This window comes from Peribacillus sp. TH16, from assembly GCF_016651095.1.
Classification (GTDB): domain Bacteria; phylum Bacillota; class Bacilli; order Bacillales; family DSM-1321; genus Peribacillus; species Peribacillus butanolivorans.
Genome location: NZ_JAEKEM010000002.1, coordinates 1,542,469 through 1,559,167, shown reverse-complemented (window position 1 = coordinate 1,559,167; position 16,699 = coordinate 1,542,469). Strand labels below are relative to the sequence as shown.

The 16,699-nt window shown below is 37.7% G+C and carries 17 protein-coding genes; 8 read left to right on the top strand and 9 right to left on the bottom strand.

The features are described 5' to 3' along the window. Positions 1–227: 227 nt before the first annotated feature. From JFV29_RS07520 to JFV29_RS07510, 3 genes are all read right to left on the bottom strand, one after another. Positions 228–725 carry a DinB family protein gene (locus JFV29_RS07520; RefSeq protein WP_201182170.1) on the bottom strand — a complete coding sequence of 166 codons (498 nt, stop codon included), beginning with the start codon at positions 723–725 and terminating at the stop codon, positions 228–230. Between the two features lie 197 nt (positions 726–922). Continuing rightward, on the bottom strand, positions 923–1,468 hold the full coding sequence (locus JFV29_RS07515; protein WP_201182168.1) for a dihydrofolate reductase family protein: 546 nt from the start codon (positions 1,466–1,468) through the stop codon (positions 923–925). A 269-nt stretch (positions 1,469–1,737) separates the two neighbouring features. Continuing rightward, entirely contained in the window at positions 1,738–2,949 is a 1,212-nt protein-coding gene (locus tag JFV29_RS07510) for an MFS transporter (RefSeq protein WP_053344806.1), read from the bottom strand. A gap of 269 nt (positions 2,950–3,218) precedes the next feature. Here JFV29_RS07510 and JFV29_RS07505 point away from each other — a divergent pair, with 269 nt between their 5' ends. Next, positions 3,219–4,523 carry a CitMHS family transporter gene (locus JFV29_RS07505; protein WP_053344807.1) on the top strand — a complete coding sequence of 435 codons (1,305 nt, stop codon included), beginning with the start codon at positions 3,219–3,221 and terminating at the stop codon, positions 4,521–4,523. Positions 4,524–4,692: 169 nt separating this feature from the next. Continuing rightward, positions 4,693–5,325 (top strand): superoxide dismutase family protein, encoded by a 633-nt coding sequence (locus tag JFV29_RS07500; protein WP_201182166.1) that lies wholly within the window; start codon positions 4,693–4,695, stop codon positions 5,323–5,325. Positions 5,326–5,783: 458 nt separating this feature from the next. On the opposite strand, the gene JFV29_RS07495 is transcribed toward JFV29_RS07500, so the two are convergent. Together JFV29_RS07495 and trhO are read right to left on the bottom strand one after the other, a co-directional pair. Further along, on the bottom strand, positions 5,784–5,987 hold the full coding sequence (locus JFV29_RS07495; protein WP_201182165.1) for a hypothetical protein: 204 nt from the start codon (positions 5,985–5,987) through the stop codon (positions 5,784–5,786). Between the two features lie 439 nt (positions 5,988–6,426). Then, on the bottom strand, positions 6,427–7,392 hold the full coding sequence (gene trhO, locus JFV29_RS07490; RefSeq protein WP_201182163.1) for an oxygen-dependent tRNA uridine(34) hydroxylase TrhO: 966 nt from the start codon (positions 7,390–7,392) through the stop codon (positions 6,427–6,429). Positions 7,393–7,533: 141 nt separating this feature from the next. Between trhO and JFV29_RS07485 the strand changes: the two genes are divergently transcribed. The 3 genes from JFV29_RS07485 (at position 7,534) to JFV29_RS07475 (ending at position 9,328) form a co-directional block, all read left to right on the top strand. Next, positions 7,534–8,559, top strand: a complete 1,026-nt coding sequence (locus tag JFV29_RS07485) for a nitronate monooxygenase (protein WP_201182161.1) — start codon at positions 7,534–7,536, stop codon at positions 8,557–8,559. Continuing rightward, positions 8,559–9,011 carry a GNAT family N-acetyltransferase gene (locus JFV29_RS07480; RefSeq protein WP_201182159.1) on the top strand — a complete coding sequence of 151 codons (453 nt, stop codon included), beginning with the start codon at positions 8,559–8,561 and terminating at the stop codon, positions 9,009–9,011. Before JFV29_RS07485 ends, JFV29_RS07480 begins: the two co-directional genes overlap by 1 nt. A gap of 164 nt (positions 9,012–9,175) precedes the next feature. After that, complete coding sequence (locus JFV29_RS07475; RefSeq protein WP_162258201.1) at positions 9,176–9,328, top strand: hypothetical protein; 153 nt, start codon at positions 9,176–9,178, stop codon at positions 9,326–9,328. A gap of 51 nt (positions 9,329–9,379) precedes the next feature. Here JFV29_RS07475 and JFV29_RS07470 read toward each other — a convergent pair whose 3' ends face one another. Next, positions 9,380–9,958: a GNAT family N-acetyltransferase gene (locus JFV29_RS07470; protein ID WP_201182157.1), complete on the bottom strand. Its 579-nt coding sequence runs from the start codon at positions 9,956–9,958 to the stop codon at positions 9,380–9,382. 105 nt (positions 9,959–10,063) lie between these two features. On the opposite strand from JFV29_RS07470, the gene pdxR reads away from it, so the two are divergent. After that, on the top strand, positions 10,064–11,455 hold the full coding sequence (gene pdxR / locus JFV29_RS07465) for a MocR-like pyridoxine biosynthesis transcription factor PdxR (protein WP_201182155.1): 1,392 nt from the start codon (positions 10,064–10,066) through the stop codon (positions 11,453–11,455). 76 nt (positions 11,456–11,531) lie between these two features. Here the strand turns inward: pdxR and JFV29_RS07460 are convergent, their stop codons facing one another. Continuing rightward, on the bottom strand, positions 11,532–11,951 hold the full coding sequence (locus JFV29_RS07460) for a MarR family winged helix-turn-helix transcriptional regulator (protein WP_201182153.1): 420 nt from the start codon (positions 11,949–11,951) through the stop codon (positions 11,532–11,534). Positions 11,952–12,412: 461 nt separating this feature from the next. Beyond that, the gene (locus JFV29_RS07455; protein ID WP_053344821.1) at positions 12,413–12,616 is read right to left on the bottom strand and encodes a hypothetical protein; all 204 of its coding nucleotides are present in this window, start codon (positions 12,614–12,616) and stop codon (positions 12,413–12,415) included. A gap of 129 nt (positions 12,617–12,745) precedes the next feature. Here JFV29_RS07455 and ytvI point away from each other — a divergent pair, with 129 nt between their 5' ends. Next, complete coding sequence (gene ytvI / locus JFV29_RS07450) at positions 12,746–13,789, top strand: sporulation integral membrane protein YtvI (protein ID WP_309558681.1); 1,044 nt, start codon at positions 12,746–12,748, stop codon at positions 13,787–13,789. Positions 13,790–14,152: 363 nt separating this feature from the next. Here ytvI and JFV29_RS07445 read toward each other — a convergent pair whose 3' ends face one another. Further along, on the bottom strand, positions 14,153–15,505 hold the full coding sequence (locus tag JFV29_RS07445) for a hemolysin family protein (RefSeq protein ID WP_201182151.1): 1,353 nt from the start codon (positions 15,503–15,505) through the stop codon (positions 14,153–14,155). Positions 15,506–16,123: 618 nt separating this feature from the next. On the opposite strand from JFV29_RS07445, the gene JFV29_RS07440 reads away from it, so the two are divergent. After that, positions 16,124–16,696, top strand: a complete 573-nt coding sequence (locus tag JFV29_RS07440) for a YitT family protein (protein ID WP_207196268.1) — start codon at positions 16,124–16,126, stop codon at positions 16,694–16,696. Positions 16,697–16,699 lie beyond the last annotated feature (3 nt).

Here is a 16,699-nt window from a genome sequence, read left to right as displayed (position 1 = left end):
GATTGGCAATAATATTCTGATTGAATAAAGAAAAGCACTGGATTCTTCAAAAATCCAGTGCTTTTTTCTATGAACGTATCAAATATTTGATGCAGTTATAACCGAATTTAAAATGATGAATTCGGTTTACTTTTAGGTATTGAGGAGACCAATCGGTTAAAGCTTTGCTCATTTTCAATACTTCTTATAGAACTAACATACTACCCATAAGTTAAGTAAGAAAGGAGTTAATTAACTCCATTTTTAGAATCCCATACCCCTTGTGCTTTTCTTATTTCCACGATTTGTCCGATATGATATGCATTATGAATATTTATATTAGCAATAACTGACGACCAAGGTGCATCAGATTCCTTATATGCAGCACTATGAAATTTTTCTTCATCGCAGTCTTTAATAGCATCAGCCCAATCAGACATTACTCTAAGTAACTGCAATACTACGGATTGCCATTCTTCATTTGTTTCATTCGGATTCGTACTATCAAATGTAGCGTTATTGTTGACTTCTTCTTGGGAAAGTGGAAGACCTTTGAATCGGTTCAGATACCGTTCATTCCAAAAAATTAAATGGTTAACTATCTGCCAGATGGAATTGCTGTCCCCTGATTTCCAAGAAGCTAGTTCTGCTGAGAGTCCATCTATTGCGATGTTAAGAGGTACAAACCAGTTCTTTTGTTCATAACAAGCACCCATTTGTTCTAATAATACAGCTTTTAGATTCATTCTAAAGCCCCCTTGAAGTAAATGGTTATTATTAATTATTTTAATAAATAGCCCTACAATTCCTTAATTTCGTTATACTGGTCCGTTACTTCAACAAGCTTACCTGGATAGTTCCATACAAAAAAGAGCTGCCGAAGCAACCTCCATTATTGAGGTAAAGCACCCGTTAGCTAAATTTCTCAGAAATTCAACATTTTCTAAGAATAAATAATATTATAAGTTGGTTTTACTACTCCGTTCGTATATTGTTTCATATCAACTAATTCCAAGGTCAAACGAGGTTTAACACTGCCGAATAGAGGAATACCTTCACCAATCATTACTGGATTGACCTTTAACACTAATTGATCAATGAGTTTATGCTTGATTAACGTACCACCTAGTTGGCCACCCCCGCATAGCCACAACTTACCGGATTCAGTAATTTTGAGATTATGTATATAATCTACTGCGTTGCTTTTTATTAGTTCCACTTCATTGTTGGATTCAAACTGTATGGTGTTTGAGAAAATATAATGCTTCAATCCCTTATAAGCACTAGGTTCGCCTGGCTTAAGACCAAATTGAAAGCCGTATTCGTACGTTTTTCCGCCCATTAAGACCGCATCATATTGCTGTATATCGGATATGAAATCTGTAACGTGCTCTCCTTCGGATAAAAAGATTGTATCGTCAGCTACCCCATTTAAATCTGCAATATAGTTGTCAAGTGTAGTTGCAACATGATAAATCAATTTTGCCATTGAGACATCCCTCCATGAAAACAAACTTCCTTATTAATTCTATAAAATAGTTTAATTTCCTTTAAATGTTATTATGCTAATCTGGTAGCGTTAGTTTAATAAGAACAATTCCTTCATTATCAAAATATGCTCTAAAATATTCAATTGAATTATTCATGTTATATGAAGACACGTTTTAATCATTTATCTATCATTTAAAAGGTGTTTTCTGCTAGTAGAATAAAACAGCCTGCTCCAAATTGGAAGCAGGCTGTTTTGCGGAAATGTGATTAATGTGATCTGGCTAACTCTGGATTGCGGTGCATCGCGGCATAAAGGACAAGTCCGGCGATGAGAAGCAAGGTGCTGGTCGTGATGAAAACAGCTGAGAATCCATAGAAGCCAGCGACCATTCCGCCCATAGCAGGTCCGATGATATTGCCTAAAAAGCGTAGACTCGTATTGTAACCAAGTACTTCCCCCTGCATTGCAACGGGCGCTTCTTGGCGAATGTAGGCAATTCTTACAGGGATGATGCCACCTATGGCCATGCCTAGTATGAAACGTACAAAAACAAGCTGCCAAAAATGATTAATAAAGGCACCAGGCAAGTAGACAAGTGCAGTCAGAAAAAGGAGCAGCACAAGAATCTTCACATGTCCATGCCGATCACCTATCTTGCCCCAGTGCCGTGCCATCAATAAATTCCCAAGGCCTGCTGCAGAAAAGGCGATACCTGAATAAAATCCAAGATTGGAAGTTCCATGCAACTCGCCAACGTATAAAGAAAGAATAGGCTGGATGCTAAAGTGGGCAACTTGAACAAGTGTCGAAATGAGCATGACATTCACTAGGATGGGATTCCGTAAGATATGCGAGAGAACCTCCCTGCTTGTATAGCTCGTCTTTGTTCCTTTTTGTCGTTCCACTTGGTATTCTCTGGTCGCAAAAACGAGAAGTCCAGATATGAAAATCGTAATAGAGGTGAATTTAAAGGCTGTTGAATAGCCGAGAGTGTCAGCAAGTATGCCGCCAATCAATGGCCCGAAGAGTGAGCCAGTTATATTCCCTGTTTGCAATGTTCCTAAAACGCGTCCGGCTATTTCCTTCGGTGTCTGGGTAGAAATGAAGGCCTGCGACATAGAAATGAAGCCAGTGAATATTCCCATGAACATTCTTAAGAGGAATAACTGCCATACATTTTGAACAAAGCCCATTAAGAAAATAGACAACCCCATTCCAAAAGCACAGGCAATCAAGATTTTCTTTCTCCCGTACCTGTCTCCAATCCGCCCCCAAATAGGTGAAAATAAAAAGGCAGTCACAAAAGTAATTCCAAATGTCCATCCGGACCAATGCTGGATATATTGAGTAGAATAATTGCCGAATGTACCAATGTATAAAGATATGAATGGAAGAACCATTGTCATGCTTCCACCAATGAAGAAGTTGGCGAACCACATAATGAATAAATTCCGTTTAGCTAATTTATGATCATTCATTTACAAGCAACACTTCTTTCCTCCGAAATAAACTTCGGGTTCCTAAATAATAGTATACAGAATTATACTAATTTATTAAACGAATTTGATTTTGAATGAGTTTTTGGGATACATGGTTGTACGAGTTTGAAAAACTTGTTTTTTAATGAATGCACCAATGATATAATGAGAAAATATTGATTTTTCAGAAAAATAAGAAAAATGAAAGGAGTCTGTAGATTGCATTAAAAAGAAGTACGTTTACTTTTCAAATTAAAGGAGATTTTCACATGTTATCAATTCTAGGGTTTTGCATGATTTTAACGTTTCTTGTCTTAGTCATCACAAAGCGTCTATCCGTAGTTGTCGCTTTCATCTTCACTGCTATAGCTTTTGGCTTGATTGGTGGGTTTGCTTCCGAAATGGGAGAAATGATGGTGGCAGGTATTTTAAAGGTAACACCAACAGCAGTCATGATTGTTTTTGCTATTTTATATTTTGGTTTGATGATTGACGTTGGTTTATTTGAACCTATGATCGCAAAAATACTGAGTTTTGTAAAAGGCGACCCGCTAAAAATTGTCATGGCTACTGCCATTATAACGATGTTAGTAGGTTTAGATGGAGACGGTTCTTCCACATTTATGATCACCGTTTCAGCAATGCTACCGCTTTATATGAAGTTAGGGATGAACAGGCTTGTATTGGCCAGTGTCGTTGGTTTAGCTGCAGGTGTCATGAATATTATTCCTTGGGGAGGTCCGTTAGTAAGAGCGGCCGCCAGTCTTCAAGTGGAAGTATCAGATTTATTCATCCCACTTATACCTGTTATGATTTGCGGTCTGTTATGGACACTGTTTGCGGCTTATATACTTGGCAAAAGGGAGAGAGAGAGATTAGGTGTTAGTCCGATGGAGACTGCTATGCCTCCTGGAATGAGCGAGCAAGCTGCGGCTGTTGAAGCTTCTAATGGAACATCCAAGTTATTTTGGTTTAATTGGTTCTTAACAATTTTACTTATGGTGTTGTTGGTGATGGAAGTGCTACCAATCCAAATCTTATTTGCTGCTGCTTTTGCGATAGCTTTATTTGTTAACTTTCCAAATCCACAAGAACAGCAGGAAAGAATTCTAAGTCATGCCAATAGTTTTGTCATGATTTGTACATTAATTTTCGCGGCCGGAATTTTTACGGGTGTATTCACGGAAACAAAAATGATGGATTCGATGGCAGCTTCTATCGTAACGGTTATTCCAGATTGGCTTGGTGCACATTTACCTTTAGTGGTAGCACTTACGAGCATTCCGATGGGCTTCATTTTTTCACCTGATGCCTACTACTTTGGAATTCTTCCTATTATAAGTGAAACAGCATCGAACTTTGGAATTACTCCTGTAGAAATAGGCAGGGCAGCTTTGTTAGGTCATTCAACAACAGGATTTCCCTTATCCCCATTGGTACCTGCGACATTCATTTTGATTGGCCTTGTCGGTGTGGATTTTGGAGACCATCAAAAATTTCTTTTTAAATGGGCGTTTGGGACAACAATCGTCATGACGATAGCAGCCATTACTTTCGGCGTTATCTCATTGTAAAATGTGAGTCTATTAAGCTACAATAAAAAATCTTTGACTGTGAAATTAGTAAGGTGCTTCCTCTCACTAGTGTAATCTATTTACCTATTTATCCTAATCTCTGTTTATTCTTCCATAATAGTGGAAAGTATGTAAGAAGAATATACATAAAAGAGAGAGGGAATGTAGGATGAATTATAAACAAAAACTGATGCTGCCTATGTGTGCTGCCTTTTTGCTGTATGGATGCAATTCAGAGGATAATTCAAATGGTGCCGACAAAAATGCTGAAGATGCAAAAACAGTGAGTCAAGATTCGCCAACGGAGGTAGATTCGCAGGTGAAGGCAGAAGTCAAAGATGTAGAGGGGAAAACATTAGGTACTGTCAACTTTTCCGCTGATGAGAATTCTGTAGTGATTGAGACTGCTTTGGAAGGCTTAGAGCCAGGCTATCATGGGTTCCATGTTCACGAAAACGCAGCATGTGACGCGGATGCAAAGGAAGGTCCTTTTACTACAGCAGGAGGCCACTTCAATCCAACTGAAGAAACACACTCCAGTCATGCAGGGGATATGCCCCCTCTTTATGTAAAAGCAGATGGGACTGCAAAATATACGGCAACATTAGATAGCATAACGGTAGACCAACTCAAGAAAGAAGAGTTGGCTGTCATCGTTCATGCAAACCCGGACAATTTTGCTAATATCCCTGACCGATATGGAGCTAATGGAGAAAAGGGACCAGATGAAGATACCTTGAAAACAGGTGATGCAGGTGACAGACAAGCATGTGGAATTGTTGTAAGTGAAGAGGAAAAATAAGTAATTAGCATGAGCGATTCTTCTAAGGAGGAATCGCTTTTTACATGAAGATAAAACTAAGAGAGATGATAATTAGTAAGAATAGATGCACCCAGACAAAAGATTTAATGATAAGCACAGCCCAAAGGTTCCTTCGCAAGCCAAAGTATAGAGTGGTACAGAAAAGTAATAGACTGATACTTCCACGAAGAATCGGGTAACTTGAATTATTATCCACCAAAAATAGAAAGACATTGACTAACGCTGTTATGATAAATAAAAAGATGTAGGCCTTAAATATCCTTTCTTTTCGTTGAAATTCATGTTGAAATTGGTACATTGGGTTATCCTCCATTTTAATCCTTTTATTAAAATATAACATACACGTAGTTTACGTTTCCCACTGGATTCTACAAGTCTTCCTGAAACAAGAATCATCCATTAAATCTAAATATGAGTCATCAAGGGAATGAATTCTATCAAATTCTATTGCAAGGTGATTCAATATGAAATAAATTTTTAGAATATTCAAAATGTAAAATAGCTCGAAAAGATATATTATCTAGCTTTTCTCTATAAAACTCATTATTTTGAGAAACAAATACGAGCATTTGGTTGAATTTTTGAAGTTGAGTATCAGACAAGTTAGTATGTAATCCGGGTTGCTGTTGACTTGCTACCATGAAAAATTCCTTCTTTTGGTTTTCACTATATTTACAGGGTTAACATTAATTGGTTATAAAATTATGATAATTCTTTCTATAGTTCTAGGATAGTCCTTGATTCCTCTAGATTGAAAAGTCCTAAACAATATTAAAAGTTTATGAAAAGAAGAAAATTGTACTATAACAAAAAAGTCTTTTTTGCTCTTCTTGATTTAAATTATTATTTTTGATTTTTAAAAAGGTTTTTTCTATTTAGATATAGAAGTAAGATTAGATATAGAAGTACAAGAAGTGATTGTATTTTCGGATAGTTAGTTTAGAAGTTTATTGAATGCCAAAGCAGTAGGGGGAATTTCAAGATGTAGATTTACATCTTGAAAAAAATTTCTGAAGATTAAATAGGAGGATAAAAAAAACCCGAATAGGGACAATCATCTACTGATTCGGGTCTGCTTGATTATTCAGCCGTAACGGCTTCTTCAATTTGCTGTAGTCTTTCTGCTACTTCTTCTTTAGATAAGTTATGCTCAACTACATAGCGGTTACGCGGATGCACCCGGCATTCGTGAGTACAGCTGCGCATATGTTTGTGTTCGTTTTCTTCACTGCAAAGGATTTTTTTGTTGCACTCAGGGTTAGCGCAATTGACATAGCGTTCACATGGTTCGCCAGAGAAAATATCGCGACCGACAATGACATGTTCTTTTTGATTGATCGGAACAGCAATTCTTTCATCGAATACATACATTTGACCATCCCAAAGGTCGCCTTGAACTTCCGGGTCTTTCCCGTAGGTTGCGATGCCGCCGTGAAGCTGACTAACATCCTCATAGCCTTCTTTGACAAGCCAGCCGGAGAATTTCTCGCAGCGGATTCCACCTGTGCAATACGTAAGGATTTTTTTACCTTCAAACATCTGCTTGTTTTCTCGTACCCAATCCGGAAGGTCACGGAAATTTGTGATATCTGGCTTGACTGCGCCTCTGAAATGACCTATTTCATATTCGTAGTCATTTCTGGCATCAAGGACGACTGTATTTTCATCTTGCATTTGCTCGAAAAATTCCTTCGGGCTCAAGTAGTTGCCTGTTGTCTGATTAGGATTGATGTCATCTTCCAATCGAAGCGTGACAAGTTCGTTTTTAGGACGAACATGCATTTTTTTGAAGGCATGGCCATCTGCTTCATCTATTTTAAACACGATATCAGCAAAGCGGGAATCGCTTCTCATCATGTCCATATATTGGTTTGTTTGTTCAATCGTACCTGAAACAGTTCCGTTGATTCCTTCTGATGCCACTAGGATTCGGCCTTTTAATTCAAGCTCTTTACAGGCCGCAAGATGCTCGGCTGCGAATTCCTCGTGGTTCTCGATTGGTACATATAAATAGTACAGTAAAACTCTATAGGGCTTTGTTTCCATTTTTGATTTACCACCTATGTTTTATATTTGCAAGATATAAAGGGTGATCATTAAGACACTTTTCTCTTACAGACAATCATTATACCAAGAAAACGTAAAAATGATAAGAGCATGAAGAAAAATGAAAAGGAGTTGTATCGAATGTTCAAAGATTTAGTGAGATATCCTATCATTCAAGCACCGATGGCAGGAGGCGCTTCCACTCCAAAGCTTGCGGCTGCGGTATCTAATGCAGGGGGATTAGGCTTTCTCGCGGCTGGCTATAAGACGGCGGAAGCCATGAAAAAAGAATTAGAGGAGACCCGCCAATTGACGGATCACCCATTTGGGGTGAATGTCTTTGTGCCAAATCAAGAGGTTGTTGACGAAGAGATACTATCTGCCTATCGTGAAAAAATAGAAAAAGAGGCGGAGAGTGTAGGGGTTTTGATTGGGGAAGGAATCAGCGATGATGATGATTGGGTAAATAAATTAGCCGTATTAAAAGAGTTGCGTGCTGCTGTTGTTAGTTTTACGTTTGGATGCCCTAAGACAGATGTAATTAGGGAGCTCCAAAGCGTAGGCTCCATTATTGTCGTAACAGTAACCAACCTTTATGAAGCAAAAACGGCTGCTGGGGCAGGTGCCGATGTTCTATGTGTACAAGGTATTGAAGCAGGGGGGCATCGAGCTAGTTTTGAAAACCGGATAGAAGAAGATTATGGTCTTTTAGTGTTAATACGAATGATTAAAAATGAACTGGAATTACCGATTATTGCGGCAGGCGGGCTGATGCACGGAATGGATATCGCTGCCGTCCTTGCAGCAGGGGCAACATCGGCACAGTTGGGTACTGCTTTTCTTCGCTGTCCCGAGAGTGGTGCAAGTCCCGTTCATAAGGCAGCTCTTAATGATGCGCGTTTTACTCAAACGGCGGTTACTCGAGCCTTCAGCGGACGCCGGGCACGCGGTTTGGTGAATCATTTTTTAACTGAATATGATAATGATGCACCGGCGGCCTATCCTTATGTTCATCATATGACCAAGCAAATGCGAAAAGCAGCAGGACAAAAAAACAATCCTGAATTGATGGCTTTATGGGCAGGACAGGGATATAAACTGAGTAGGGAATTTCCAGCATCTGAATTGATATCACTGCTTGTTGAGGAACTAAAAGGAGAGCACTAATGGAGATAAGAAAATTATATCCAGATGAGTTACCTCCCATGCACTTGTTGCTATTAGCCGACCCTTCAAGGGATTTGGTCAATGCATACTTGGAAAAAGGGATGTGCTTTGTAGCTGAAATAGATGAGCAGATAATTGGAGTGTATGTTTTGTTAGAAATAAGACCTGAACTAATAGAGATAGTCAACATCGCAGTGGTAGAACAACTTCACGGAAGAGGGATTGGAAAACAACTAGTCATGCATGCTGTTCACTATGCTAAGTCACAAGGTTACAAAACTATTGAGATTGGTACTGGGAATTCAGGGATAGGGCAGCTTGCCCTTTATCAAAAATGTGGTTTTAGAATCACTGGGGTCGATCGTGATTTTTTTATTATGAACTATCCAGAGGCTATTTATGAAAATGGAATTCAATGTCTGGATATGATTCGTTTATCACAAAGTATTTGAAGGAACCCGGAGACTTTCTAACGATCATCAAATTGGACTGAAAAACTTTACAGACAACAGTGCGGGTTGACGCAGGGATTCAGATGGTTGGAAAACTAGTCGGAATGATTGGCTGGCCTCCATTTCATCGGGTGAAAGACTGCACTTGCTTAGGGGGAAGGAACGTGTTCTTTGGAGATATGATTTATCTTCTTTTTGCTTTATTAATGCCGCTTTTATTTGCGATTGTCGTGTTCATATTCATTCGATCAACGAAAAAGCAAAAGGATTCGTTAACGAAAATCGAGGGAAATCATAAAGAGTCATCTGAAAAATAGTAGCAGGATAAAAAGAGTGTCCATAACAAAAGGCACTCTTTTTATCTATTCTCATCTTTCCAAAAATGCTTCCAACTTGTGCTTCACAATAGGCCATTCGTGCTTGAGAATGCTGTAAATCATGGTATTTCTCACCCGTCCATCTTTCAGTTTTTTCTCCATACGTAATAAGCCTTCTTCAACTGCGCCAAGCCTAATTATGGCCGCTCGTGAATTTATGTTCAATTCGTCAGTCCTAAATTCAACTCGATTCATTCGCAACTTTTCAAAGGCATGCTGTAAAAGGAGGTACTTACATTCTGTGTTAACGGCTGTCCGCCATTTGGTGGGGTGATACCAAGTTGAACCGATTTCTAGCGTCTGATTGTCAAATTGAATATTTCTTAGGCTAGTGCTGCCGATAATCGAATCATTAGCGTGATCGATAACGACAAATGGATAGTGCAGTCCTTTTTCCCTTGTTCGAATCCCTTCCTTTACATAGGACACAGCCTCTTCATATGACAAAATCTTTGTGGCGCTCCATTCCCAAATTTCAGATGGCAGGGATGCAGCATAAAGCGGTTCGATATGATTTTCCATCATTGGGGTGAGGGTCACATGTTTCCCGATTAGCTCAATGTAATCCATATTTTTCCTCCTATTGGTTGATATCTCAATTATAAAAATATTCTGGTCCTGTAATAAGAACCAAAACTGATATAATTTATAGAACCAGTTTTAAGGGAGGTCCAGATGTTTGAAATCACTCTAACTCTAGAAAAAACAAAAAAAGAGCCGTTATATCTTCAGTTGTATGAATATATTAAAGTGGAAATTCAGAATGGACAAATAAATGCTGGAATTAAATTACCTTCTAAACGAAAGCTTGCCGTTCATTTAGGAATAGGCTTGAATACAGTGGATGCAGCTTATCAGCAGTTAATAGCAGAAGGATATGTGGAAAGTCGTTTAAGGAAAGGTTATTACGTAGCTGATTTAGAACGGATACTACCTATAATGGAACAGTTGCCTGTTTCACAGGGAATGATATACCCTCAACGTGAAACGAGCAAGATAGATTTCAACCATGGACGGGTGGACATAGACTCTTTCCCGCATTCCGTGTGGAAAAAATGTTTAAATAATACGTTGTATCATCAGGAAAGAGAATTGTTTATCAGTGGTGATTCTCAAGGGGAAGTTGGTCTCCGAACTGAGATTGCTGCCTATCTTTTTCAATCAAGAGGAGTTCGCTGTGTTCCTGATCAAATCATAATCGGTGCAGGTACACAGTATTTAATCCATCTACTACGGTTACTTCTTGGAAATGAGCGGATCTTTGGGGTGGAAGACCCTTGCTTTCATCGGGTTAGGGAGGTATTGAGGTTGGAGGGAGCCCATATGACATTCATTCCGTTAGATGAAAGTGGAATGAGTGTTGACACTTTGAAAGAGAGTGCTGCGAATGTTGCCTATGTCACACCTTCCCATCAATTTCCTTCCGGCATGATCATGCCGATAACTAGAAGGGTGGAATTATTGAATTGGGCGGAGAAAAACAACGGCTATATTATTGAAGATGATTATGACGGGGAATTCCGTCATGCAGGCAAACCAATTCCTTCCTTACAAGGATTGGACATAAATGGAAGGGTTATCTACTTAGGTACGTTTTCAAAATCGTTGATTCCAACGATTAGAGTGGGCTATATGGTGTTACCAAAGGAGTTAGCTATTATTTATCATGAAAAGTTAAAAGGTTACAAACAGACCGTTTCTAGAATGATTCAAGAAACGCTCTGTCTTTTTATGAAAAATGGACATTGGGAACGCCATCTGAATAAAATGCGTACGATTTATCGTAAAAAAAATAAGGTGTTACTGAATGCAATTGAAGAGAATTTTAATGATCGTGTAACTGTAATTGGTGAAAAGTCAGGGTTACACGTTCTGTTAAAAGTGAAAAACAGCAGCACTGAGTCAGAGCTCATTCAAATGGCTGCTAGTGTCGGGGTGAAAGTCCATCCAACTTCAGTTTATCATTCAAAGAAGGTAAAAGAGCCGACTATTTTAATTGGGTATGGTGGTTTAACCGAAAGGGAAATCGAAGAAGGAATCCGACTTTTAAAAAAGGCATGGCTTTAGCTCGTTGCTTACTCAAAAGAGGTCAATGGAAAAGGCCATGACTATCACTTCTTTCACAATAATATAAGGCACCAATTCAGTTCCTTATATTATTGAGGATTTTAAGGACCGTCTGGAAAAATAAGTCCTGCTCTTCTTCAGTAATGCCATCCAGGGCTTTTCCTTCAATCTTTTCTGCAATCTTAAGGCATTTTGTATGTACTTCTTTGCCCTTGGGAGTCAGTTCGATTCGCTTTTCCTGTTCATCTTTTCCAGGGACCTGCTTAATCATATTATTCTGTTCCATGCTGTTGACCGAACGTGTGATGATAACACTATCTACATCCAAGTAATTGCAAATATCGGGGATGGTGGAATATCCACAGTTCTTTAAATAATTCAAGATTGTCCACTGATTATGATAAATTTCAAGGGTTGTAATTTGTTCATTCATTTTACTAACTAATGATCTGGATACTTGTAAATATTGATGAAATAATTGAGTAGGGTTCGTCATATGATTCTCCTTTATAATGGTTGACCAATCCATTATATTCTTTAATTCTTAAAAGTCTATTGTAAAGAATCATTCATTTCAGTCAATGTTTTTTTTTGGAAGCGAGGGGAGGGAAGAGAAGTATAATAGTAAAGCCTCCCTAAATCATTTTAAATCAATCAAGAAGCAAATAAAAACTGACAGACGAATCCTTATAAAGAATGGCTTTTTTTATTTTTCCATGTAAATGTATACCGTTATTTTTAGATTGAATTTTGATGGACAATATACTTATTATCAAGACAAAAATAAAATTCGGGTAATAAAAAATGAGAATTGTGAAATGAAATGAAATGAAATGAAATGAAATGAAAAAACATGATATCTACATCTTGCCGCCAGAAAAGATAGCTGCCAATTGGGGTGACTTACAACATGATTTCTTAAAGAAAAAACCAGCCTTAGATTGGCTGGTTTTTTCTTTAAAATCTTTCGCTGGTGGAACGTTGTTTAGTTTCCTTTTTATTTCGTTCTTCTTCTCGTTCATATTTAATTTCATCAATTGGTAAATCTTCAATGGGCATGACAACTTGGTCACGCTCTAGCTGCTTTTCTTGATTCTCTTTGAATGCCTTAGATTTATTGTTACGCTCTTCAAGAAACTTTTCTTTATCTTTGTTATCCAATGTCAATCCCTCCTTTTCTTTGTTTCTCTTTTTCCCCTTATTGAGAAAATAAAACGTATAAGCGAAATATATGGGATATTGTCTCATAAATATAAGGAGAAACAAGAAAGTGCTAGGAGGGTTTATTTAGTGAATGTTGCTTTGTTTTTTCGCTGGTTTTGGAGGGGTGTTCTCTTATTAGTTATACTATTTTTAATTCCCTACTCATGGGCATTAATTTTGGCGTTACTAACAGCTATTCTTTTGGATGGATTAGTTCGCCTAATTAGTAAAACATTAAAACTACATCGCCTTTGGGCCGTTTTAATTTCTTTTATTTTGTATGTAGGCGGGCTCATGAGCATCACATATTTTTTGCTTTCAGTTTTAATCAAGAGAGTCATTGTCTATTCGGAGAAATTTCCTGGTTTTATTCGTGAGATGTACCTGACGGCTATTCTGCCGGTTATTAGGCAATGGGAGCAATATTCTCAAACATTGCCGCCAAACCTCATTCAGTCGATTGAAAATACGATGGAAAAAGGGGTCAAAGCGCTTGAAGGGTTTACAAAGGATTTTGTTCAGGATATGGTCCAATTTGTTACACTTGTTCCTGGATTTTTCATTGATTTTTTGATTTATTTAATCGCTTTGTTTTTGATCAGCCTAGAATTACCAAAGCTAAGAAAAAAGGCTTTCCTTTATTTAAAGACGTCCACATATCAAAAAATATCACTAGTTTATCAAGATTTAAGTATGGCAGCAATAGGCTTCATTAAGGCTCAAATCTTGTTAAGTTTATTCACGTTTATCATGGCTTATACGGGACTATGGTTGTTAAATGTGAAATATACGATGTTATTGGCACTACTAATAGTTGTAGTGGACATTCTTCCTATACTGGGGACAGGATCTGTACTTGTTCCTTGGGCCATTATTGTATGGGCACAAGGAAACCATCATCTTGGAATCGGCCTAATTATCTTATTCTTGGTCATAACTATCATAAGAAGAACGATTGAACCCAAGGTCTATTCAGCGAATATGGGATTAACTCCATTGGCCTCGTTAATCAGTCTTTATTTAGGGTTTAAGATGCTTGGTTTTATTGGGCTTTTCCTAGGGCCGGCAGTCCTTATCGTTTATAACACCTTAAAAAAATCAGGTGTTATCAAGCCTAACTTTAAAATTTGAAAGATTGTTAGAGGTTTTTTGCATGATTTCTTAAATTAGACATATCTTTAACCGCTTTTCCTTGTCCGTTACATTGATTGCAGTTCCGTGAAAAAAATTGTAGATAGCGGGTTTTCCCTTTCCCTTTGCAGTGCTGGCAAATGGTTATGAGTTTCATAAGTCCTCACTCCTTCATAAAATATAGCTTATCTAACAGTATGAAACAATAAAGGTTGAACTATACTTAATGTTGTCAATCAAAATAATAAGCTGGGTTTTCTTATATAATATGTGAGATATTTGTTTGATGTACCTAAATCTAGAGGATAAAGTGTTGAGGGATTAAAATACCCCCCCGCTCATTTAGAGCGGGGGGGCATTTTATCATGAAACAATTTCAGTTTGCGATATTATCGGAAATTCTTTTACTTCGCCCACGACTTTTGCTGGTTTATATATTTCAATATAGCAGATATGGTGGTCTTCCATTTCTTTTATTTTAAAGTGATAGGGACCATAAGTCAGGATATCACCTTGTTTGGCTTCGTAATTCTCAGTAAGAATCCATCCGCCCATGGTATCAATATCTTCATCGTTGATATCCAGTCCCAGTAAATCATTCACTTCACTTACTAATACCTTTGCATCGATAATATAATGATCTTCTTTTAATTTGCGAACATCCGGTACTTCATCCAAATCGAATTCATCTCGAATATCACCAACAATTTCCTCAAGAATATCTTCAACGGTTACCAAACCTGATGTGCCGCCGTATTCATCCATGAGGATAGCCATGTGAATACGTTCTTTTTGCATCTTTAAAAGTAAATCATGAATCGGAATACTGTCAATGACACGGATAATAGGGCGAACATATCTATTTATCGTTGTCGATGCCTGATTACTTTTATCTATCATTTCAGTGAATAGTTCTTTGATATTCACCATTCCAATAACATGATCTTTATCGCCGTCGATGACAGGATAGCGAGTAAAGTTCTCTTCAGTCATTATGGTGAAAAATTGTTGAATCGTATCATCTTTAGATATCGTAGCGATTTCTGTACGTGGAACCATGATTTCTTTTGCAATTCGATCATCGAATTCAAAAATTTTATTCACATATTTAAACTCTGATTGGTTAATTTCGCCACTTTTGTAGCTTTCGGAAACAATGATACGAAGCTCTTCCTCTGTATGAGCCAAATCATGTTCAGAAACTGCTTTTAATCCGAGCATTTTTGTTAGCGTCCTTGCAGAGCCATTTAGTACCCAGATGAAAGGATACATGACTTTATTGAATGCAATTAAAGGTTTAGCAACAAATAAAGTTACCTGCTCTGCTTTTTGAATCGCCAATGTTTTCGGTGCCAGTTCTCCAATAACTACATGTATGAAGGTAATAAAAGAAAAGGCAATCGCAACTGAGAGTGCATGTGAAGCTGATTCAGGAAGGTTTAATTGATTTAAAAGTGGCCGCAAAATGTGTTCAACTGTCGGTTCTCCAAGTACCCCAAGCCCTAAAGCAGTTATAGTAATTCCGAGCTGGCATGTTGATAAATATTCATCGAGGTTGGATGTGACCTGCCTTGCAGAAACAGCATTTGGCTTGCCTTCTTCAATTAGTTGATCGATCCTCGTGCTTCTCACTTTAACAATTGCAAACTCCGTAGCTACAAAAAATGCTGTTAAAGCAATTAAAATGGCAATAAGAACCAAGTTTATTATGTCCAAATAGTCTCCCTTAACTCGCCTCTGAGACGAATAAGGAGTCCACCTCCTACATTTTTAAAATATACAAGTATATTTTTTTTGCTTGCTAAATACTGTCGGGAGTCACTTAACGAGCTGCAAGTTTTAAGAAAAGCTATATGTGTATCAGCTCGAATTCCCGTTTTTAAATGATGAAGAGAATACTAGTGTATGTGATTAGCGATGCGCAGACGGGAAAAAGAAGAATTTCTGCTTGAAGAAGTGCACAAGCTTTTCAAAAGTATGCCCTTGTTCGTCAGGCAAAGCAGCGTCCGTCCGTCAAAACGAACATTCTTTAATATCCCATCCAATCACCTCAGTTTAATAAATTTAAATACTTTCATTATAGAAAGAGTTAGTCATTCAGTCAAACAGCTTACGACTCCTTAAATCCGGTATATTCCTTGTAAAGGATCACTTTGATCTACTAATTAGCGATTTTTGACTATTTCCTCTGCTTTATCGCATTTATGATAGAATATTCAGAAAACAAAAGGGCTGTTCTCACAAAAATTGGTTAGTTTCATTATTTTTTAGATTGTATAAACATATTCTATAGAAACTGGACAGGTTTATGCATTTTAAAAGGAGGTGGGGGTCATGAAGATCATAGAAAAAATGACAGCGATTATTGCTGGAAGCATGCTAGTAGGGGTGGGAATCAATTTTTTTCTGATACCTTATCATTTATTAGATGGTGGCATGATAGGAATTGGGCTGATTTTTCATTATTATATAGGGCTTCCAACAGGGCTGGGTGTGATTTTGAGTAGTATTCCATTATATATATATGCATGGTATTTTGAAAAAAAACTATTTGTTAACAGCTTGCATGGCTTACTTTTTTCCTCCTTATGTATCGATATTTTTTCCGAGGCAGTCATTGAATGGAATCTTCCTGTTTATGTTAGTGCAATAATTGGAGGAGGATTGATTGGGCTTGGGATTGGACTCATGCTTCGGTATGGAACATCAACAGGTGGAACGGATATGTTGGCTCAAATCCTTTCAAGAAAGAGCGGGCTAAATGTTGGATTGTTAATTTTCTTTATTGATGGATGTGTTCTTCTTTTCGGACTAAGTGTGGTCGACATTTCTATCTTTATTTATTCATTTTTAACGATTATTGCTGTAGCTCTGCTGACTTCAGTGACCGTAATGCGGACTGCATGATGA

Bases quoted from the DNA above. Each gene is read 5' to 3' on its own strand.
- JFV29_RS07485 (WP_201182161.1), top strand. From the start codon at position 7,534: ATGTTCAAAGATTTAGTGAGATATCCTATCATTCAAGCACCGATGGCA.
- pdxR (WP_201182155.1), top strand. From the start codon at position 10,064: ATGTTTGAAATCACTCTAACTCTAGAAAAAACAAAAAAAGAGCCGTTA.
- JFV29_RS07470 (WP_201182157.1), bottom strand. From the start codon at position 9,958: ATGGATTACATTGAGCTAATCGGGAAACATGTGACCCTCACCCCAATG.
- trhO (WP_201182163.1), bottom strand. From the start codon at position 7,392: ATGGAAACAAAGCCCTATAGAGTTTTACTGTACTATTTATATGTACCA.
- JFV29_RS07495 (WP_201182165.1), bottom strand. From the start codon at position 5,987: ATGGTAGCAAGTCAACAGCAACCCGGATTACATACTAACTTGTCTGAT.
- JFV29_RS07515 (WP_201182168.1), bottom strand. From the start codon at position 1,468: ATGGCAAAATTGATTTATCATGTTGCAACTACACTTGACAACTATATT.
- JFV29_RS07460 (WP_201182153.1), bottom strand. From the start codon at position 11,951: ATGACGAACCCTACTCAATTATTTCATCAATATTTACAAGTATCCAGA.
- JFV29_RS07505 (WP_053344807.1), top strand. From the start codon at position 3,219: ATGTTATCAATTCTAGGGTTTTGCATGATTTTAACGTTTCTTGTCTTA.
- JFV29_RS07500 (WP_201182166.1), top strand. From the start codon at position 4,693: ATGAATTATAAACAAAAACTGATGCTGCCTATGTGTGCTGCCTTTTTG.
- JFV29_RS07510 (WP_053344806.1), bottom strand. From the start codon at position 2,949: ATGAATGATCATAAATTAGCTAAACGGAATTTATTCATTATGTGGTTC.
- JFV29_RS07440 (WP_207196268.1), top strand. From the start codon at position 16,124: ATGAAGATCATAGAAAAAATGACAGCGATTATTGCTGGAAGCATGCTA.
- JFV29_RS07520 (WP_201182170.1), bottom strand. From the start codon at position 725: ATGAATCTAAAAGCTGTATTATTAGAACAAATGGGTGCTTGTTATGAA.
- JFV29_RS07480 (WP_201182159.1), top strand. From the start codon at position 8,559: ATGGAGATAAGAAAATTATATCCAGATGAGTTACCTCCCATGCACTTG.